Here is a 20,681-nt window from a genome sequence, read left to right as displayed (position 1 = left end):
AGAAACTATGAAAGCATTTTCTATCAGTATATTGGGTACTATTTTGATCAGCATATTTTGCGTCTCCTGCGAGGAAGTACTGATCAATGAAGAGTATGAAGATAATGCAGTAGATGTATTCCATTCATTCTGGACCACCGTAGATGAGAATTATACGTTTTTTGATTTTAAAAATATTGATTGGGATGCAGTATATGCCGCTAACCGTCCCCGTGTAGAAGATGGTATGCGCAGGGATTCACTATTTAATGTACTGGCAGATATGCTATACGTCTTGCGTGATGGACACGTAAACCTACAGGCGGGTTTTGACCTGGCCCGTAACTGGCAGTGGTATCTAGATTATCCTCAAAATTTTGATTATTCAATCATTGAGAGAAACTATCTGGGTGACGACTATGAGATTTCCGGCCCTTTCCGCAACCGGGTAATTGACTCTATAGGCTATGTTTACTACTCCAGTTTTGAAAATGATGTTAGTGAGTCATTGGTAGATTATATTGTCACCAAATATTCCAGCCGGGTAGAAAACGAAAGCGATACTGTGATCATCAAAGGTTTAGTCATTGATGTGCGCAATAATGGAGGAGGCTCATTGAGTAATGTTGAAAATATTGTGGGACGTTTCGCTGATGAAAAGAGGCTTGTTCATTACTGGCAATATAAAAATGGTCCGGGACACAATGACCTTACTGATCCTATTGAAAAATATGTAGAACCTGAGGGTGACTATCAATATAAAGCTCCGGTAGTCATTCTCACCAATCGCTCATGCTACAGTGCCACCAATTTTTTTGTACAGATCATGAAAAACTTTCCCAATGTATTGGTAGTAGGCGATAGCACTGGTGGCGGAGGTGGGCTCCCTATCAACCGGGAGTTACCTAATGGATGGCGCTACCGCTTTTCTTCTACAGTAACTACTACTGTAAGTGGAGAAAACATAGAAGACGGGGTAGCCCCTGACCTAAAAATAGACATGAGGAAAGAAGACATGGATGAAGGCAAAGACACATTGATAGAAAGAGCTTTTGAGATTATTAATGTTGCCTATACAAGAGCTCAACAACAGGGCCAAAGAGTACAACCCACTATTCCTTGAATAATATTTTTTGTCAGATTGATAGAAATAGTATATTTACCACCTCTGGGACGTTAGCTCAGTTGGTTTAGAGCGCTGCCTTGACAGGGCAGAGGTCACTGGTTCGAATCCAGTACGTCCCACTTTTTTTCAGCTTGCTTCACACCTTTTCATGTGAAGCTTTTTTTTTATCTTCATAGCGAATTACTACTCAGCTATGATTAAAGATTACGTCAAAAAAGTATTTCCCGTGATTCTGGATTTCAGCATCAGTCTGGACAAAACCTCATCTATTCTGGATAAGCCTTGGGTTTCAGTGGGACAGGATAAAGAAAAATTTATTTTTAAGAAAAATCACGATCTTATTATTTCCAAAGAGGGTAAGGTAGAAATGGGAAGATGGGAGTTTCTTGAGGAAGCGCATTCTTTCCTGATCAATAGGGAAAATGGTAAATTTCTGTACAACAAAGGTTTTCTAGACAAAGCGGTTTTGATCCTGAAAGTAGATGGTAAGGATAATGAGTATCTTACGCTTGCCAACGAAAACGTATTGCCTGATCTAGATGTTCAGGGGTATTTAGAAAAGCTCCGTTATCGCAAACATAATATCCTCAAGCTGGAACTTGCTGATGGTACTTTCCTGGAAGCTGAACGTGATTATGATACCAATTTTCCAGTGGTAGGTAATCGAGTAACTATTGTGGGTGGGCAGCCCGCTCCTCCTGGTAAATATTATCTGAAGAATGATAGTCAGATACTGGAAGTAGCCAAAGGAAAAATTCAGGCTATTTTGCAAATGACTCAATACAATTATAATAACCGTAAGATTGAAATAGAGCAGCAAGACCCTGAGGATATTTCTGAAGGGGATACTGTAATAGTTAACGGGATGTCTCCGGTAGAAGGAATTTACCTTTTAAGCAAGCGTCGGTATATCACTGTGCAAAATGGTAAAGTAGCTTCAATTGGATTACGTAAACATGTACGTAACTGGATTATTGCGGTAATCCTCTTCGCAGTAATACTACTTCTGATCCTATATTGGTTTTTTATATAGTTTTTCTAAACAATTTATTGTCTGCTTTGTCACCATTACATTTGTGACTAATTTTTTCAACTATGAGTTTATGGCTGGCAATTGTAATTTTTATCGGTTTAGCTGCAGTAGTAGGTTTCGCCGGCACACATCTGACTAAGGCTGCTGATCAACTTGCTGACCTGACAGGCTTCGGTGAAGCCCTGGTCGGGGGTATTTTATTAGGCGCTATTACTTCTATTTCAGGAATCGTTACTTCTGTTACCGCAGCTTACGAAGGTCAGCCTGAGTTAGCTTTTAGTAATGCTGTAGGGGGCATCGCAGCTCAGACAGTTTTTTTAGCGGTTGCTGATATTGCTTATCCTCGCGCTAATTTAGAACATGCATCTGCCTCATTCACCAATTTATTACAAGGAGTGTTACTGATCGGTATGCTCGGCTTTGTGATTTTAGTGATGTCTACAAATTCCTTTACTGTAATCGGTACTCATCCTGCATCGCTCGTGTTAATTGCAATTTATGTATTTGGGACCCGCTTGATTTCACAAGCAAAAAAGCATCCTATGTGGGAGCCCTCTGATACCTCAGAAACTGTGGAAGATGTACCTGATGATGACAATCAAGAAGGAGTAAGTATGGGTTGGCTGCTTGTGCGTTTCGTAGTTTTAGCCATAGTGGTAGGCTTTGCAGGCTATTACATCGCTCAGATAGGTATTCTTATTACTGAAAAATCGGGTGTATCCGCTTCATTTATGGGAGCTCTTTTTACTTCTGTAGCTACTTCCTTGCCCGAGCTGGTGGTATCTGTTTCAGCAGTAAGACAAGGAGCACTTACTCTGGCAGTAAGTAACATTATCGGTGGCAATAGCTTTGATGTTTTATTTCTCGCTTTCGCAGATATCGCTTATCAGGAGGACTCCATCTACCATGCTGCTACAAATTCGCAGTTGTTTATTATTTCTCTTACCATATTACTGACTACTGTATTATTGATGGGTCTGCTTCACCGACAGAAATATGGTATAGGCCGTGTTGGATGGGAAAGTATTCTTTCCATTTTTATTTTTATTAGCGGCTATATTTTACTCTATCTGATGTAATAAAAAAACCCGCTTATTATCTAAAGTAAGCGGGTTTAATTTGTTAAAAGTTTCTGCTGTCAATTGACACTAAAATCACCCCTCAGATTGCGAAGTCTTTTGCGTACATCAGCAATATATACGCTCCCTGGATGCTCTCTCAGGAAGGTAGTGTAAACTTCCATAGCTTTATCCTCTTCCTGAAGCTGTTCCTCGTAAATTTTTCCAGTCATATATAATGCATTATCTCCCAATATATCGTACCCAAAAGATTGGGTAATAACATCTAGATGATTTAAAGATGCTTCAAAATTACCCAGTTTCATATCTATATTGGCCATAAGCCAGTGGATCTCATCTGCTAATTCATGATTTTCATATAGGTTAAGCATACTATCCAGTTTGGCCAATGCTTTATCTTGTTTATTTTGAAACAATAGTAGCTCCACATTGGCATAGTCCTGCATTGCCGACTCAGTGGTATCCAGCGCTGTGTTATTTTGTATAAGCAGGCTCAGCGACATTGCATCATTAGCTATCTCACGAGTAGTAGCTAGTTTAAGCACATCTAAATGGCCTTGAGCTAGTTCAAACTCTCCTTTGTAATAAGATAGTTTGGCGTTTCTTAGCTTAGCCTCATACCCCACCGGTTCTTCTTTATAGTCTTTTTCTACCTGAGAATATAAAAGTGTGGATTCCCATGGCTGGTCTATCAACAAGTAAATATCTCCCATGTCTAATTTGCACCTTGCTCTTAACTCTCTACTGGCTTTTGGATGCTGGGCCACCCTATTCAGCGCTTCAATTGCTCTATCCTTTTCATCCAGGTAAAATGCATACAACAATGCCTGACTTCGCATGGCTTCTAAAGTAGCATGACTAGGTCCGATGGCCGACTTGCTGCTTTCATCAATAAAATTCTGGTAATCTTCAATCAGCTTGATGATATCCTCTTGTGCTACGGGGTAACGGTTTTTAACCATTTCTTCCCTGGCTTTAATTTTATACCGTCTTGCAGATACATAATTAGAAGTGCGAGGGTATTTTTCAATGATGTAATCATACATCTTCAGCGCATTCTCATAATCCTGGTTTTCCAGCGCAATGCTAGCCACATCCATGACTCTTTCTCCTTCTGATCTGTTTCTTCTATCTATGGCCCTGGCTTGCATAAATGCTCCGTAAAAGTTTTTCTGCTGTAGATTAATCCAGATAAGGAGTTCATTGTACAGCTGCTTATCGGGCTCTTCCTGGATTTTATTGAGCAACATGTCTGATAAGCTCTGCAGATCCTCTTCTTCGGTAAGTATGTTCTGTAGTACATTTTTCACATAACTTATCCTGGCTTCATCTTCATCGGCATATTTGAGATACTCCAGTACCATCTTGTCTTTCTCGTTAAGCCGACGGTAAACATTGGCAAGTTCCAAAGCAAAAAGGTTAGGATCGTTACTGGCTCGCCTACCCTCCTCATAGTACTCAATAGCTTTTTCAAGCATATCACTTTTGATAAAGTGCGTAGCCACCAGACGCACCTTGTAAGGATCAGCCTGAACTTCATTGAGTACTTCATCAAAATATTTTTCAGCCTTATCATCTTCTCCCATACGCATTTGTAAGATGCCGGCATCCAGCCGGTAGATAATATTCTCGGGATAAGACTTAAGGGCTTTGTTAACATATTTTTCTGCTTCATCCAGATATCCATTATTCACCAACAACCTAAAGTATCGGCTATGAATTACGGGTATCAATTTTTTCTTGTCTGCCAAATCGTCATATATCGACTTAGCTTTTTCTACTTCTCCTTTATCATCGTATTGCTGAGCAAGTTCTATTTGCTCCTCATCTTGCGCTTGTACTGAGAAAGCTAAAATAGTCGATAACAAAAGAATAACAAATGTTAGAGGTTGATTTATTTTCATGAGTATCGAGTTATGGATTCTAACCTATTCACTAACATACTATATTATCGAAAGATTATTTAAATCGAACTATTATTATTTATTACTGTGTGAATAAGTGGAAAACTTAGAATAAGCTTAGTTGTTATCCACGACCTTTCATAACCTGTTCGATTATTTCGAGGTTATTAACACACTTATCCACAATTAATTTATTGAATTACAGCAAGTTATGAAGTATTTTATAAAATGTTAACTAATATGTGAATAACTTTTTTAGTGATTAACACTGTGCATAACATTGTTAATAATTATTCTTTAACTGTTGATAGAAGAAAGATAGGTTGTCAGGAAAGTTATCGAGTGAATAACTAGGTTATTTTCCACATCGAATAACCGGGGTATCCACATGTTATTCACTCGATATTGTGGATAACTTAAAAGGCTAAGTTGATTTCTCGGCTCCAATTAGCCCTCAAATCAATTACTTCTTCTTCAGTATAAAAGTAGACGGGTTCAGAATTTCGGTTCTCCAGAATGTTTGCTTTGTCCCATTCACCATTTTGGTTTTCATCTACCAGTATACGAATATGGTATTCTCCCGGAGGAATAAGTTCAAAAGAGTATGAACTATTGGCAGGTTGTGTTTCTGTTACAACTTCAAAATTATTGTTGAGCAGTTGTATAGTATAGCTTTCATATGCTGTAGAAATGGTACCAGTAATTGTGCCATTTTCGGAGGGTTTTTTGAAATTGAATCTTTGTATTATTCGCTGGCTACTGTCATTTTCTATAGTCATAAAACTACCGCCTGAGATATAAAGTACTAGTGGCTTAAGTGAATTACGTAATTCTTCACGATCATAGGCTACGGGTTCAAATGTTTGTGTACTTATATCTAGGGTATCGGCCAGCTGACTCAGTATGCTATTCTTGATAGTGACATCTTCTACTTTTTTCAAAGTGTCATTTACTGCTTGTAAAGAAGACATGTTTTGAGTTAAAACATTGAAATATTCTAGTTTTTCCTCCACCTCCTCAGCGCCTTGAAGACTATCCAAGTAAAGCCGATTTTGATTTTGCAATTCAATGAATGCTGTACTATCTCTTTCTTGTAGATAAGAGATTAACGAATCTATCAAGTGGTTTTTATTAATTTCCTTTTGTAGACTTACTTTATCTAATCTTTCATTCCATTGTAAGAGCTCGTCATAATTAAGAGGAAGGTAAAACAGAGTGTCATAGCTTAAGAGAATGCTGTCTGTACTGACTTTGGCTATAGGTTTACTAAATTCAATATTTGCACTAATATTATTTATTATATCACTTTTTGAAGAAAAATTTTGTCTTAATTGTTCTTTCTCTCTCCTTGTCTCAGTAAATTTAATGTAGAGCGTATCTTCTTTAAACTGACCTATAGAATCTTGCACACTAAGATAAGCTCTTAAACTGTCCTGGTTTATAGTCTGGTACAGCCTGATTGTTTTATGATTGTCCTGAAAGTTGCTGTACACATATCTCGTAGTATCTCTTGGTAGTTCAGGATTGAGGGAGTCTAAATATTGGAGCGAACTTTCCTCTAGGTCATCTTGGTCTATGCTCAGTTCATAATCCATTATGCCTTTGTTTGTCTTAATCTCAAAATATTTTCCATTAGCTCTTGCACTTTGGATTTCTATTTTTCGCACATCTTGGTTAAATAACTTTAAGTTTACAGTCTTTCCATACAAAGTTTTTTGAGGTAATAGTGTGCTATCTTTGACTCCACCCACTGAGTCAGGAGGTGCAATCGGGTTAGCATCTTCTGGAAGTAACGCTATAGGGTTTGCTTCAAAGCCGAAGGCTTCAGTATTAGAATCTATTTTCAGATTATTATTTTTATCATTGTATGCAAATATCTTATAAGTACCTACTTTGATATAGCGGATAGCATAATTACCTTCTTCATCTGTTTTGGTGAGATACATGGGAGGGTCCTCAAAAGGAGTTAAAGTATCACCCTCTGGATATAATGCGACCAAAATATCTTCTCCAGGCTTATCAGTTAATAAATCTGTAACTCTTCCCTGCACTTGAAAAGAGTCAATTTGGCTGCCCGTGCTAAAAGCCATGATAATATTGTCGGCAGGATTCTGTTCAGAAATATCTTTAATGGCATCTCTGAAATTGAATGTATAGGTGGTGTTTTCCTGAAGATCTTCATTCAATTCTACCACTACTGATTGCCGGTTTACATAGAAGTCAAAATCCTCAACCGGCGGATTGATTATAATATCTTGCTTAAGGGATCTTGCTTCTACATACTCATCAAATTCAAGGTAGATTTCGTCATCATCAAAATTTACAGTTTCCAATGGTGGATACATATTGACGAGTGTAGGAGGAATAGTATCTCTGGGACCTCCGGTAGGAACCCCTCTTCTGGCGCATGAGCCAATGACTATTAGTATACCCCAGAAAATACAAAGGCAAATATTTTTTATTCTCATAATTTATTAATTCCTGCTAAAACAAAAAGTGCCTGTTTTTAACGTGTAAAACAGGCACTTTGTATGTCAAAATACGAATTATCTTATTTCCCCAAATATATCATTATTATAGATATATCAGCCGGGGATACCCCACTTATTCTGGAAGCTTGTCCGATAGTTGTTGGCCTGATTCGGTCAAGCTTTTCTGTTGCCTCAGCAGACAGTGCTTTGACTTTGGCATAATCAAAGCTTTCTGGTATTCTATAATTTTCCAGGCTTTCTACTTTCTCGGCATGCGCTTTTTCTTTTTCTAAGTAAGTCTCATATTTGGTAAGAATTTCTACCTGCTCTAGTACCTCTTGCTCATAGGCAGAGAAATATATATCTAGTTCCTTATCAAGCTTTCTCAGGTTGGCAATTCCAATTTCAGGTCGCTTGAGTAATTTTTGGATAGAAATTTTTTCTTTAAGCAAAGCGGTATTGAGTTCATCCAGACCTTCATTATGCTCCTCAGGTGAAGCCTTGAGGCCCTTAATTTCTTCAAGTACACGTTCAATGTCTCTTCGTTTGTCATATACTTTGGATAGACGGTCATCACCAATTAAGCCTAATGTATGGGCCTTCTCACTTAGACGTAAGTCTGCATTATCCTGCCTTAGTAGAAGGCGGAATTCTGCACGAGAGGTAAACATACGATAAGGTTCTTCTGTACCTTTATTTACCAGGTCATCTATCAATACACCAATATAGGCTTCAGATCGTTTCAAAATAAAGCCTTCTTTTTCATGCACTTTGTTGTGTGCATTAATCCCAGCCATCATGCCCTGACAAGCCGCTTCCTCATATCCAGTAGTACCATTTATCTGTCCTGCAAAAAATAAATTATTAATCAATTTAGTTTCCAGGGTGAGTTTGAGCTGGGTTGGCGGAAAGTAATCATACTCTATCGCATAGCCCGGGCGAAAAAGTTTAGCTTTTTCAAAACCCGGTATTTGTTGAATTGCTTTGTATTGTACATCTTCAGGTAATGAGGTAGAAAATCCATTCACGTATACTTCTACTGTATGCCATCCTTCTGGTTCTACAAATATCTGATGCCTTTCTCTTTCTTTAAACCTATTGATTTTGTCTTCAATAGATGGGCAATATCTTGGCCCCTGCCCTCTTATTCTCCCATTGAACATGGGTGAACGGTCAAAGCCTGTTTCCAGTATTTCGTGAACATTGGTATTAGTGTAAGTAATGTAGCAGCTTCTTTGAACTTCCGGAGGAGCAATATCAGTAAATGAAAACTTACCTGGATTTTCATCCCCTTTTTGCTCTTCCATTTTTGAGTAGTCAAGTGACCTTCCATCTATCCTGGGAGGAGTACCGGTCTTCATCCGTCCTGACTCAAATCCTAAATTTTGCAGTTGTTCAGTAATTCCTTTTGAAGCTCTTTCTCCTGATCTTCCCCCACCCATTTGTTTTTCACCAATATGGATAAGCCCATTAAGAAAAGTCCCATTGGTAAGCACTACTGATTTGGCTTTGATCTCTAAGCCTATGCTAGTTTTTACACCAACTACGTTATCTTTTTCTACCAGAATTCCAGTTACCATTTCCTGCCAGAAATCCAGATTTCTAATCCCTTCCAAAGCCGTTCGCCACTCTTCGCCAAATCTCATTCTATCGTTTTGGGTACGAGGACTCCACATTGCAGGTCCTTTGGAGCGGTTGAGCATTCTGAATTGTATCATGGATTTGTCAGACACAATGCCTGAATAGCCACCCAACGCATCTATCTCTCTTACAATTTGTCCTTTTGCAACTCCTCCCATCGCTGGGTTACAGGACATCTGACCAATTTTAGTCATATCCATAGTAATAAGGAGTGTTTTTGATCCCATCTTAGCGGATGCAGCGGCAGCTTCGTTTCCTGCATGCCCTGCTCCCACTACGATCACGTCGTATTCTTGAAACATAATAGGATAGTAAAATTTAAAAACGTTTCACGTGGAACATTATTCAGATTTGTGAAAATCCTGAAAGTACAAATCTAAATATTTGTCTTCCATCTTCCTCATGCTACTTTTAGAAATATCATCTTTATCGTCGTACCCCATCAAGTGGAGAGCACCGTGAATGATAACTCTCAACAACTCTTGGAAAAAAGTAGTTTGCTCAGCTTGAGAATTATCCAGAACTCTATCAGTGCTGATGAAAATGTCTCCATCAATTAGCTTAGAAGATTCACTATTATCAAAGGTGATAATGTCAGTGTAGTAGTCATGTTGTAAATAAGTGATATTGATCTGGAGAAGATAAGCATCAGAGCAAAAAATATAGTTGAGGTTCTCCAGTTGAAACCCTTCATTCAAAATTGCTTTGTTAATCCAAGAAGAAGTAGAAGAAAGGATACTCAAATCAAATTCAATATCCTCAGTAAAAAAATGAACCAATAGAGAAGAAAAATTAATAATCAGTTGATATAGAAAATAAGCTCAACTACCTGTCCATTGTTGAGAAAATTAACTTCATCAGATAAGTGCTTCATCAAAAAGATACCCCGGCCACCAGGATTCTCAATATTTTCAGGTGAGGTAGGGTCTGGAAGGTTGTCATAATCAAATCCTTTTCCTTCATCTCGGACCGTAAACCTAATGGCATCATCCAGAAGAGAAAGGGAGAGGCTAACATTCTTCTTGGCATCCCCCTGATTGCCATGGCGGATAGCGTTGTGTACAGATTCAGTGACCGCTATCATGATATTCCCATAAATATCATCATTCAAATTAAAGCGTTCTTTGGCATTGTCTATAAAGCTCTCAATCATTCGGATGTTTTCAGACAGAGAGGGGATTTCAATGTTTATGGAGTTCATTCTTTATTTTGAATTATTGTTTAATCGTTGGAAATATTTATTAGCCTCATTTTTATAATACGGATTTAATCGAACAGGGACTGTCTTTAGAAGCTCTATTTCTTGTTTTTTTGTCTTAATATATTCCTCAAAACTTTCGGAAGCTTTACGCTCATACTCGCTTTTGGCAGTCTCCCCTTTTCTTTCATCATCAAGTTCCTGTTCACGCATAGACTTTTCTACTTCCAGTAAGCGTGTCATTATTTCTTTCTGACGTTCTACTAGCTCAGAGGTTAACTTCTTATTAACTAAATCTGTTTCTGTCTCTTCCATTTTTTTGGAGAGTTCATCACCAGTGCCTCCTCCACCCTCTTCATCAGACTCTTTCATCTCTTGCATCATCTTACGAATTTTTTCCTGTTCGGCTGCTAACTTAGCAAGTTCTTCTGAAAGAGCTCTACCAGATTTACCACTTTTTCTAAGCTGATCAATTTGCTCATTTAACTGACGCTGAAGCTCACTCATATTCATGTTCTGCTGTGATTGTCCAGGTTTTTTCTGGGGGTTACCCATAGCATCAGCCATTTGTTGCTGCATCTGGCTTAGTACATCATTAAGCAGCAGTGCCAAATTATTCATAGAGGTCATAGTAAACTGCTGTTTGCTAATGGCCTTATATTGTTGCCTTTCCTTCAGTGCTTCCATGCTTTCCTCCATGTATTGATTCATGTCTTTTACTTCACGCGTGATAAAGGATTGAATCTGAAATACACGTTCAGCAAGAGACAAAAGGCTGTCCTCGATCACCTGTGCGTCATCTCTTATTTTGAGTTGTTCCTGAGAAAGATCTATAAAGCGAGGGTCATTTTGTTTTACATCACGGAAAGACTTCATAATATCTTCCTGATCAAATGAAAGGGTAATCAGGTTATCCAGAATATTACGAAGATTATCCATGTTTTCTTGTAGCATTTCCATCTCCATACTCTGCTGCATTTGCTGCATCTTCTGCGCCATCTTTTTCATTTGCTGGGCGCTGTTTTTCTGAGATTGTTGGGCTTTTTTACGCTTGCCCTGATCTAAAGATTCTTTTGCCTTTTGCTGTTCTTCCTGAATCTGCTGATTTTCTTCAGACATATCCTGCATAGGTGCAGGGTTTTTCAGATCCTGATTGAGCTCTTCAAGTTCTTCCATTTCTTTTTGAAACTCCTCAAACTCTTTGTTCATCTCTTCTTGCTGCTCACTTAGCTCTTCGGTGCTGTTTTCCTTATTTTCAGATTCTTTAGCTAATTTTTCCTGTTCTTCAGCTTTCTCAGAAAGTTCATCCTCAAGTTCTTCCAGCTTCATATCAAACTTCATGCGCTTGAAAAGTTCAAGACTACGTTCAAGCTCTTCTTCTAGGTTCTGCTCTTTGTCACCTAGTTCTCTGAGCTTATTTTGAATCTTATCAAGCTCCGCCTGTTCCTCAAGCATTTTTTGAAGTTCTTCATAGAGTTTCTTCGTTTCTTCATCCAACAGTTCATCCATCAGGTTTTGCAGCTGATTGATCTTTTCCTGCATCTCTTCGGATTGCTGATTGAACTGCTCACGCTTCATATTGGTGGCTTCGTTCTGCTCTTTTAGCTCCTGAAGCTCTTTCTCCAATTCCTGTCTTTTCTTAATAATATCTTCCAGCTTTTGCTTTTCCTGCCAGGATAGTTCTTTTTTACCTCTCAGTTTTTTCTCAACCTCTTCAATATCTTTTTTGAGCTGCTCAGCCTGTTGAACAGTCTTGCTAATCTGAGTTTGAGTTTGTTCAGAAGATTTATTCAAGCTCTCTTTAATGGCTTTGCGGTCGGGAATACTGAATACATAGGAAGATGTTTTAGAAGCTTTATATCCGTTGACGGCATCATTGTCCCAGACTTGCAGAAAATAGCGGATTTTATCGCCCGGTTGTAAATTAAAGCTATCAATTCTCCACTGATGGTAATAACTCTGATTGTTTTGCCTGTTATCCAGACCCAGATTTATTCTTTGATAATTACTTTCAGCTCTATCAGGTTCATCGGCTTTCTCAAACTTATAATATAGGGCAAGTTGCGTTAGGCCATAATCATCGGATACATTGCCTCCCAATACCAAAAACTGGTACATGGTTGTATCCTGAAATTGTTCTAGACTTATTTTAGGGTGTTGGTCCGGAATTACGTCCAGGTAATAACGTATATTCTGCTTATTAGAGCTGTATTCATTCTTCAAGTCAATTTGATAGTGGTCAGGCTGGAAGATTTGTTTCTCAAAAGAAAAAACCTGAGTAGTTTCTTCTTCCAGTTTATGCGACTCTTCCTGGTTGACAAAAGTCAGACGCATACTATCAGAGGCCAGCGCATTAAACTTCCAGGTAACGTTTGTTCCTTCAGGTACCTGAAGGTTTCCAACATTATTAAGGCGCTCATCTTCTTTTCCCAAATAATCAGGATAATTCAAAAATACGCTGAAGTCTTTTAAATTAGGGCGCTCTACTACATTTATGTCATATTCCTCAGTACTAAATCCGGCCGCTTCTACAGAAAAGTTAACATCACGCTGAATGTTCTGGAAATTATATTGAAAAACACCTGCTTCATTAGGTGCCATGCGGAACTTACGACCAGCAGTATTAAGGTAAACTTTGTCAGGAATGGCCTCTCCTTCAATAGCTAGATCAACTGTAAAATCTTCATTTTTAAACGCTAGTAAAGTTTCGTTTTGAAGTTGAAAGGTAAAGGGGGCTTCAGGTACAAACTCTTTATTGAAATTTACCAGGCGCTTATTACTCTCAGAAAACAGTTGTGGGATAGAAACAAACAGGAAAAGAACCAGTATGGCAGGGATAGCCAGATATTTAATGTACTTGAGATTATCCTTAAGATTAATGGCAACGGGAAAAGAAACTACTGAGATTTGCTGTGTTTTTTGGGCAATACTCGCACTTAATAAGGTGTTATCAATGTCGGTATTTCTTTGTAGCTGAAGAACATTCAGAAGCTTATCTTTAACCTCAGGAAAAAAAACACCAATTTGCCTTGCTGCCTCTTCGTCACTAATCTGCCTCTTATTATTATATATCCGAATGAGAGGATCAATTACCCATTTATACAGTATAAAAAGAAACACTGAGACGAAAAGGAAAAAGAGGATGGTCCTACCTATTGAGTTGAGACGGATAGTGTACTCTAGAGAGCTTACTACCAAATAAATGGTAAGAAGCACTGCTCCAAAATAAATACTACCGCGAGCAAGCTTGTTGAGATAGAATTTTCTCTTGTAAAGCTTAAGTTGCGTAATTACGTTATTGGTGTTCGCTTCTGAGGCCATACGCTTAGAGATGAAAAGGGTTAAATGTATAGAACCTATAAAACAGGATATATAGTTCAGGCTAACTTGACAAAAAAGTTACATTAAGAAATATATTACTCTTTCTATAAGTCTTTCAGTTCCAACACAATTGGACAATGATCAGAGTGCTTGACTTCACTCAGAATAGATGCACCTGTTAAGTGATTCTCCATACTCTGAGTTGCCATATGATAATCAATTCGCCAGCCTAAATTTTTCTCACGAGCACGGGCTCGGTAGCTCCACCAGGAATATTGATGAGGAGAGCTATCAAAGTAGCGAAATGTATCAATAAAGCCGGTTTCTAAAAAATCTGTCATCCATTGTCTTTCTTCAGGCAAAAAGCCAGATGAGTTTTTATTTCTTACAGGATCATGAATATCAATAGGATGATGACAAATATTATAGTCTCCACTAACAATAAGATTCGGGTGTTGATTCTTTAATGATAAAATGTACTGATCAAAATCACTAAGCCATTTCATTTTGAAATCTTGCCGGATGTCCCCACTTGAACCAGAAGGCATGTACACACTCATCACAGAATAGCCGGAGTAATCCGCCCTAATCACTCTGCCTTCTGCATCGTACACATCTATACCACAACCATACTCTACATGCTGGGGTTTAATTTTACTTAATATCCCTACCCCACTGTAGCCTTTTTTGATTGCAGGCATCCAGTAAGTATGATATCCTAAATCCTCAAAATCTTTAACATTGATTTGCTCAGCTTGTGCTTTGATTTCCTGCAAACAAATGATGTCAGCTTTATCCTCCTCTATCCACTCTACTAAACCTTTAAGGACTGCTGCCCGAATTCCATTAACGTTATAAGAAACAATTCTCATGTACTATATTTCTATCCCAAGTTCTTGATCAAAATAGTCAATAATATGCATTTTCAGAAGCTTTTCCTGATCAAGTAAATCAAAGTGAGGAAGCTTTTTAACTAATTTCCAATGAGGCCATCCTTGTTGGTCTACTCCTTCTAGTATATAGAAGCCAGAAAGAGATAGAACTTTACATATTGCGATATGCATCAGATCCTGTTTTTCTTCTTTAGAAAAATGCTGAAAACCTTTTCCTAACTCTTGAACCCCTATAAGAAAAAGAACGCCATTAAGATCTTTGGGTTTTTTGCCTAGCATTCCTTCTACTCTGTTTAAAAGCTTATGCCACTTCCGCTCAAGTTCTAAGTCTTTCTTATACATAAAATTTGTTTGTTCGCCATTGTTTAGAAATGTTACTTCTGTAATGCCCTATCATAAAGTAAAAAATGATACAGAAAAGTAATTGATATCTTCAGTGAGTAAATATATACGTACCAAATATGCTGAATGATTTTATTTCGTTGCTATTTCCTCATTGCTGTGTAGTAAGTAAGCAGCCATTATCGCGAGGAGAACAATATATTTCTACTTCATTTGCTAACACTCTTCCTAAATACAGTTTATCTCAAAAAAACGTAAATCTGGAAAGAAAATTTTCTGGTCTGGTGGATGTAAAGTTTGTATTAGCTTATTACAAATTCACTAAGAAAAGTGGAGTGCAAAGAATACTCCATCAGCTGAAATACAAAAACTTACCAGAAATAGGTGTACTTACAGGAAAATGGTTTGGTAATGCACTAATAGAAGCAGGCTACCAGGATAAGTTTGATTTGATATTACCTGTTCCCCTGCATAAAGCGAAGAAAAGGAAAAGAGGCTACAATCAATCCGATTATATCGCTCAGGGGATAGCAGAGGTTTTGCAAATAGAGTGGTCCGGAGATGTCCTACTTAGGAAAGTAAATACCCAAACTCAAACAAAGAAAGGAAGAGCTGAGCGATTTAGCAATACTGAAAATATCTATGGGGTTAAGCATTCTTCCTCGATAAAAGATAAAAGAATACTGGTAGTAGATGATGTAATAACCACCGGAGCTACTGTCAGTCAATGTGCAGAATTGTTACTGAAAGAAGGTTGTAAAGAAGTAAGTGTAGGAGCATTAGCAGCAGCAGAATAAAAAAAGGCTTGACAAAATGCCAAGCCTTCCATAGCAATATATTTTAACTCTTAGTAGTTAGTACCCGCACGGATCATCGCACATCTGAAACCTATAGTAGCAGTGGCAGAATCTTGTTCAATATAACGGCGAGTACCAGGAGATAGCCAGTAAGCTACATCCGCCCAAGATCCTCCCTTATAAACTCTAAGCTCATTAGTAATAAGAGAGTTATAGTCTCCCGCATAATTCGGATGTTCTTCGTTATCGTATGCTTCTTCAGGGTCGAGAGTTCCGTCACGACGAATAGGGTTCAAATCACTGAAGTCCTGAAAAGAAAGCGGACGGTATACGTCTATTACCCACTCATTTACGTTACCAGCCATATTATATAAGCCAAAATCGTTAGGTGGATATTCATAAATGTAATCTGTGATCATCGCACCATCATTTAGTTTACCGGCAATACCAGCATAGTCACCACGTCCTCTCTTGAAGTTAGCCAGGAAATAACCCATCTCTTTGCCATAAGGATTACGGGTAGAGTGACCATCCCAAGGATAAATACGTTGATTGGTATGGTTCTCATCAAGGTACTGAGTTCCTATTAGCGCTTTAGCAGCATATTCCCATTCTGCCTCAGTAGGCAAACGGAAATCAGGAAGTACTACGCCTGTTTCTAAAGGTACCCTGCTACCTTCAGGAACATTGATATCAACTCCGGCTTCTTCAATAAGCTTTTCATTCACTACTGCTGTTCTCCACTTACAGTAATCATTGGCTTGTCTCCAACTCACTCCTACTACAGGAAAATAACGAAAGCCAGGATATCTGAGGTAATGATCAACATAAGGGTCATTATAAGCAAGATCTCTGCGCCATACAGTGGTATCAGGTAAAGAAGATCTATAAAATTCGGTGGTAGAATCTTGCTTGATGTCAAACAGATATTCAAGCCAGTGGATATTGGCAATTTCTGTTTGATCCATGTAGAATGAAGCAACAGTTACAGTTCTTTCAAGATTATCCCGGGTGCCCATTAAATCTTCTTCGAAAGAACCCATTACAAATCTTCCGCCCTCAATATACACCATGTTAGGAGCTTCGGGCTGTCCTCTGTATTCATCCAATGTAAAATTTCCTTCTACATTGTACTCAATGCCTGTTGCGGAACTTGACTGTCCGGGGTTAACACTGGTAGGATGAGTTTTACTGCAGGACGATAAAATAGCCACCCCACAGCATACAAGAGATGCGCTTTTGACCAGTTTCCAAGTTTTGTTCATAACACCTGTTTATTAATATTCTAAGTTTTGAAGCTCTTCAGCTAGTTATTCATGTAACTATGTAAAGATATTGCGTTAATAATTGAGCCACTAAATTGTAAACAAAAAAAGGATATTAACAGCAATTAGACTTACAAATTTAATGTATGTAAGTTAAAATATAAAATAACCAAGAAATACACCCTCATTGCAGACTATACACCTAACGTATAAAATGCCTTGCAAAGTATGCAATTAAGAGAGAATTTTGTAATTCTAAAGCATACCATCAAGTACATCTATAGCTTTGTAAGTGTTTTCAATATTCTGAATAACCAAAATAAGCCTTTTTTTAGTTTCTTTAAGTCGACAAGACTTAGAATGTTGTTGGACAAATTGTAATATTTTGCCGAAAGTTTCAGAATTGAAGTACTCCTGGTTCTCAGAAGTAGCAAAGTAACACTTCAAAGAATCATTTTTGAGCGTTAGCTTTTCAAATCCCAGCTTTTCAGCTTTCCATCGTAACCGAACCGTAGAAATCAGTTCCTGAACTTGTTCGGGTATGGGCCCAAAGCGATCTTCAAGCATTAACTGAAAAGCTTTAAGCTCTTCTTCATTTTTAATATTGTCCAGCTTGGAATATAAACTAAGTCTTTCTGTAGTACTGCTTACGTACTCTTCGGGGATAAGAATTTCCAAATCTGTTTCAATAGAGCAGTCCTGTACTAAAGGTTTAATATATTCACTTAACTCTTTAGTAAATAAGTCCTTAAAATCAGTTTCTTTTAGTTCCTGTACAGTTTCATCCAGAATTTTATGGTACATATCAAAACCTAGATCTGAAATGAAACCACTCTGCTCTGCTCCCAGAAGATTTCCGGCCCCACGAATGTCCAGATCTCTCATGGCTACTTTAAAACCATCGCCTAGTTCAGAAAACTCTTCTAAGGTACTAAGGCGCTTACGAGCATCAGCGGTGAGCCCTATAGTGGGAGGTGCCAGTAAATAACAGAAAGCTTTACGGTTAGAACGTCCTACCCTACCCCTCATCTGATGCAAGTCTGATAGACCAAACATGTGGGCATTGTTGATGATAATGGTGTTGGCATTAGAAATATCCAGCCCGGATTCAATAATATTAGTACATACTAGTACATCATATTCGCCATCGATAAATTTGAGCATCGTTCTTTCAAGACGAGAACCGTCCATTTGACCATGAGCTACTGCTACTCTGGAATCTGGAACAAGACGGAGAATGATGTTAGCTACTTCCTCAATATTTTGTACTCGGTTGTGGACAAAGAAAACCTGTCCGCCTCGTCTTAGTTCAAAACTCACAGCATCACGAATTAATGCTTCATTGAAGGTATGAATCTCTGTAGTAACAGGTCTACGATTGGGAGGTGGAGTAGAAATGATACTGAGGTCACGTGCTCCCATGAGAGAAAAATGCAATGTGCGGGGAATAGGAGTGGCAGTTAAGGTAAGTGCATCCACATTTACTCTAAGCTCTTTCAGACGCTCCTTTACTTTCACGCCAAACTTCTGCTCTTCATCAATAATCATCAGCCCTAAATCCTTGAAGACTACATCTTTATTGACAATGCGATGAGTACCAATCAAAATATCTACTTTACCTTCATGTACTTCTTTAAGAATTTCCTTGATATTTTTAGTGGATTTGAAACGGTTGATATACTCCACAGCGATAGGAAAATTAACCAATCTGTCCTTAAAAGTCTGGTAATGCTGCATGGCCAAAATAGTAGTGGGCACTAATACTGCCACTTGTTTCCCTTCATTAACAGCTTTGAAAGCTGCCCTAATCGCTACTTCAGTCTTACCAAAACCTACATCTCCGCATACCAGTCTATCCATAGGGTAAGGTTGGAGCATATCGGATTTTACATCTTCGGTGGCTTTAGCCTGGTCGGGCGTATCTTCGTACATAAAGGAAGATTCCAACTCAGCCTGAAGGAAGTCATCTTTCTTAAACGCATAGCCCGGTGAAGCTTTTCGCTTGGCATAGAGGTTAATGAGATCTTTGGCAATATCTTTAACCTTTTTCTTCGCTTTCTTCTTTTTGTTATCCCAATCAGGTGAACCTAACTTACTAATAGAGGGGGGTACGCTTTCTTGTCCGCTGTATTTAGAGATTTTGTGAAGGGAATGAATACTGACGTACAGCAGGTCATTGTCACGGTAAACCAGGCGTACCGCTTCCTGTTCTCTACCTCCTACGTCTACCTTTTCCAAACCAGCAAAGCGACCAATACCATGATCAATATGGACTACATAATCTCCGGTATTGAGAGAGCGCAATTCCTTTAAAGTTAACGCTTTGGATTTAGCATGAGCCGTACGTGTTTTATATCGGTGAAAACGGTCAAATAGCTGATGATCGGTATAACAGCTTAGCTGAAGCGTTTTATCAATAAAACCCTGACGAAGCGATACATACAAAGGCTCAAAATGTACGGTAGAATCAAGCTCTTCAAAAATAGTGGTTAAGCGCTCAATCTGATGCTCAGAGTCAGAGGAAATGAAAACCTGTAGGCTCTTCTCGTGCAAAGACCTCAAATTCTCAACCAGCAGTTCAAAGTTTTTATTAAAAGAAGGCTGTGGTTCACTTTCAAACTGAAAAACTTGATCGGTACGGCTGTAGAAACGGTTCCCAAATTCAATTTTGGTATAGGCTGAAATACTTTCTTCAAAGCTTTCAGCAGTTTCAAAGAGGATTTTTGGTTTTGAGATCACTTGCGTATTGCCGGAAGCACTGACGATTTTATCAAAATTATCTTCAGCGCTGGCAAAAAAGCGGTTAATGATATCTTTCGTTTGATCAAAATCCTTGAACCAAATCTTAGTTTTTTCTCCCGGTAAAAAATCAATAAACGATTGTCTCTCTTCCTGGAGAAGCTTAGTTTGTACATTAGGGATAATGCTCAGGCGCTGTACTTTGTCCTGAGAAAGCTGATTTTCAACGTCAAAGATCCGGATACTTTCAACCTCATTCCCAAAAAGCTCCAGACGGTAGGGCATTTCGTGGGCATAAGAGAAAATATCCACGATCCCGCCACGGATAGCAAACTGCCCAGCTTCGTAGACAAAGTCTGTTTTTTCAAAGTCATAAGAAATCAGCAGCTCACTTAAGAACTGCGTATCCAGTTTATCACCAGCTTTGACGGCAAAGGTATTCTGTTGAAAAGATTTTTTGTTAATGACTTTTTCTGCTAAAGCATCTGGGTAAGTGACAATCAATTCACCTTTGTTCAGAGGATTACTAATACGATTGAGAATTTCTGCCCGCATTAATACGTTAGCATTCTCAGTCTCTTCCAACTGATAAGGCTTTTTGTAGGAAGAAGGAAAAATAAGAACCTCTTGATTTTGGTTCAGATTTTGTAAATCATTATGAAAGTAAGCGGCTTCTTCTTTATCACTTACAACAAAGACATGATTCTGTGCGTGTATCTGATATAAAGCGGAAGCCAATACGGCATCCAGGCTGCCTACTAATCCTTTAATTTGGATAAAGCCTCCGGAATCATTTTTTATCCGGTTAGCAAGGGTATGAATAAGACTGTCGGAAGAGTAAAGTTCAATGAAAGTCTGAATCTGCACGCCAAAATTTATTTGATGAAATAATG

Annotated in this window: 14 protein-coding genes and 1 tRNA gene; 5 read left to right on the top strand and 10 right to left on the bottom strand. The window is 38.4% G+C overall.

All coding sequences use genetic code 11. The features are described from left to right. Positions 1 to 7 precede the first annotated feature (7 nt). The 4 genes from WJR50_RS00425 (at position 8) to WJR50_RS00410 (ending at position 3,217) form a co-directional block, all read left to right on the top strand. On the top strand, positions 8 to 1,102 hold the full coding sequence (locus tag WJR50_RS00425; RefSeq protein WP_341291227.1) for a S41 family peptidase: 1,095 nt from the start codon (positions 8 to 10) through the stop codon (positions 1,100 to 1,102). 47 nt (positions 1,103 to 1,149) lie between these two features. Next, positions 1,150 to 1,224, top strand: a tRNA-Val gene (locus WJR50_RS00420). Positions 1,225 to 1,298: 74 nt separating this feature from the next. Then, complete coding sequence (locus WJR50_RS00415; protein WP_341291226.1) at positions 1,299 to 2,138, top strand: hypothetical protein; 840 nt, start codon at positions 1,299 to 1,301, stop codon at positions 2,136 to 2,138. 62 nt (positions 2,139 to 2,200) lie between these two features. Then, positions 2,201 to 3,217: a sodium:calcium antiporter gene (locus tag WJR50_RS00410; RefSeq protein WP_341291225.1), complete on the top strand. Its 1,017-nt coding sequence runs from the start codon at positions 2,201 to 2,203 to the stop codon at positions 3,215 to 3,217. A gap of 59 nt (positions 3,218 to 3,276) precedes the next feature. On the opposite strand, the gene WJR50_RS00405 is transcribed toward WJR50_RS00410, so the two are convergent. The 8 genes from WJR50_RS00405 to WJR50_RS00370 form a co-directional block, all read right to left on the bottom strand. Further along, positions 3,277 to 5,121, bottom strand: a complete 1,845-nt coding sequence (locus WJR50_RS00405) for a tetratricopeptide repeat protein (protein WP_341291224.1) — start codon at positions 5,119 to 5,121, stop codon at positions 3,277 to 3,279. A gap of 416 nt (positions 5,122 to 5,537) precedes the next feature. Beyond that, positions 5,538 to 7,589 (bottom strand): Ig-like domain-containing domain, encoded by a 2,052-nt coding sequence (locus tag WJR50_RS00400; RefSeq protein WP_341291223.1) that lies wholly within the window; start codon positions 7,587 to 7,589, stop codon positions 5,538 to 5,540. 83 nt (positions 7,590 to 7,672) lie between these two features. Further along, the gene (mnmG, locus tag WJR50_RS00395) at positions 7,673 to 9,535 is read right to left on the bottom strand and encodes a tRNA uridine-5-carboxymethylaminomethyl(34) synthesis enzyme MnmG (protein WP_341291222.1); all 1,863 of its coding nucleotides are present in this window, start codon (positions 9,533 to 9,535) and stop codon (positions 7,673 to 7,675) included. Positions 9,536 to 9,574: 39 nt separating this feature from the next. After that, positions 9,575 to 9,976 (bottom strand): rRNA maturation RNase YbeY, encoded by a 402-nt coding sequence (gene ybeY, locus WJR50_RS00390; RefSeq protein WP_341291839.1) that lies wholly within the window; start codon positions 9,974 to 9,976, stop codon positions 9,575 to 9,577. Positions 9,977 to 10,032: 56 nt separating this feature from the next. Further along, positions 10,033 to 10,434: an ATP-binding protein gene (locus tag WJR50_RS00385; protein ID WP_341291221.1), complete on the bottom strand. Its 402-nt coding sequence runs from the start codon at positions 10,432 to 10,434 to the stop codon at positions 10,033 to 10,035. A 3-nt stretch (positions 10,435 to 10,437) separates the two neighbouring features. Next, positions 10,438 to 13,752: a DUF4175 family protein gene (locus WJR50_RS00380; protein WP_341291220.1), complete on the bottom strand. Its 3,315-nt coding sequence runs from the start codon at positions 13,750 to 13,752 to the stop codon at positions 10,438 to 10,440. A gap of 104 nt (positions 13,753 to 13,856) precedes the next feature. Further along, positions 13,857 to 14,624 carry an exodeoxyribonuclease III gene (xth, locus tag WJR50_RS00375; protein ID WP_341291219.1) on the bottom strand — a complete coding sequence of 256 codons (768 nt, stop codon included), beginning with the start codon at positions 14,622 to 14,624 and terminating at the stop codon, positions 13,857 to 13,859. Positions 14,625 to 14,627: 3 nt separating this feature from the next. Then, positions 14,628 to 14,987 carry a hypothetical protein gene (locus tag WJR50_RS00370; RefSeq protein WP_341291218.1) on the bottom strand — a complete coding sequence of 120 codons (360 nt, stop codon included), beginning with the start codon at positions 14,985 to 14,987 and terminating at the stop codon, positions 14,628 to 14,630. Positions 14,988 to 15,106: 119 nt separating this feature from the next. Here WJR50_RS00370 and WJR50_RS00365 point away from each other — a divergent pair, with 119 nt between their 5' ends. Then, positions 15,107 to 15,784 (top strand): ComF family protein, encoded by a 678-nt coding sequence (locus WJR50_RS00365; protein WP_341291217.1) that lies wholly within the window; start codon positions 15,107 to 15,109, stop codon positions 15,782 to 15,784. A 50-nt stretch (positions 15,785 to 15,834) separates the two neighbouring features. Here WJR50_RS00365 and gldJ read toward each other — a convergent pair whose 3' ends face one another. Both gldJ and mfd read right to left on the bottom strand, forming a co-directional pair. Further along, positions 15,835 to 17,049 carry a gliding motility lipoprotein GldJ gene (gene gldJ, locus WJR50_RS00360; RefSeq protein WP_341291216.1) on the bottom strand — a complete coding sequence of 405 codons (1,215 nt, stop codon included), beginning with the start codon at positions 17,047 to 17,049 and terminating at the stop codon, positions 15,835 to 15,837. Between the two features lie 255 nt (positions 17,050 to 17,304). After that, entirely contained in the window at positions 17,305 to 20,655 is a 3,351-nt protein-coding gene (gene mfd, locus WJR50_RS00355; RefSeq protein ID WP_341291215.1) for a transcription-repair coupling factor, read from the bottom strand. Between the last annotated feature and the right edge of the window lie 26 nt (positions 20,656 to 20,681).

It is taken from the genome of Catalinimonas locisalis (assembly GCF_038039535.1).
Lineage (GTDB): Bacteria > Bacteroidota > Bacteroidia > Cytophagales > Cyclobacteriaceae > Catalinimonas.
This window is presented reverse-complemented; position numbering and strand designations above follow the sequence as displayed.

Coding starts and splice junctions, on each gene's coding strand:
- WJR50_RS00385 (WP_341291221.1), bottom strand. CDS start 10,434: ATGAACTCCATAAACATTGAAATCCCCTCTCTGTCTGAAAACATCCGA.
- WJR50_RS00380 (WP_341291220.1), bottom strand. CDS start 13,752: ATGGCCTCAGAAGCGAACACCAATAACGTAATTACGCAACTTAAGCTT.
- WJR50_RS00425 (WP_341291227.1), top strand. CDS start 8: ATGAAAGCATTTTCTATCAGTATATTGGGTACTATTTTGATCAGCATA.
- WJR50_RS00405 (WP_341291224.1), bottom strand. CDS start 5,121: ATGAAAATAAATCAACCTCTAACATTTGTTATTCTTTTGTTATCGACT.
- gldJ (WP_341291216.1), bottom strand. CDS start 17,049: ATGAACAAAACTTGGAAACTGGTCAAAAGCGCATCTCTTGTATGCTGT.
- xth (WP_341291219.1), bottom strand. CDS start 14,624: ATGAGAATTGTTTCTTATAACGTTAATGGAATTCGGGCAGCAGTCCTT.
- mnmG (WP_341291222.1), bottom strand. CDS start 9,535: ATGTTTCAAGAATACGACGTGATCGTAGTGGGAGCAGGGCATGCAGGA.
- WJR50_RS00370 (WP_341291218.1), bottom strand. CDS start 14,987: ATGTATAAGAAAGACTTAGAACTTGAGCGGAAGTGGCATAAGCTTTTA.
- WJR50_RS00400 (WP_341291223.1), bottom strand. CDS start 7,589: ATGAGAATAAAAAATATTTGCCTTTGTATTTTCTGGGGTATACTAATA.
- WJR50_RS00410 (WP_341291225.1), top strand. CDS start 2,201: ATGAGTTTATGGCTGGCAATTGTAATTTTTATCGGTTTAGCTGCAGTA.
- WJR50_RS00365 (WP_341291217.1), top strand. CDS start 15,107: ATGCTGAATGATTTTATTTCGTTGCTATTTCCTCATTGCTGTGTAGTA.
- WJR50_RS00415 (WP_341291226.1), top strand. CDS start 1,299: ATGATTAAAGATTACGTCAAAAAAGTATTTCCCGTGATTCTGGATTTC.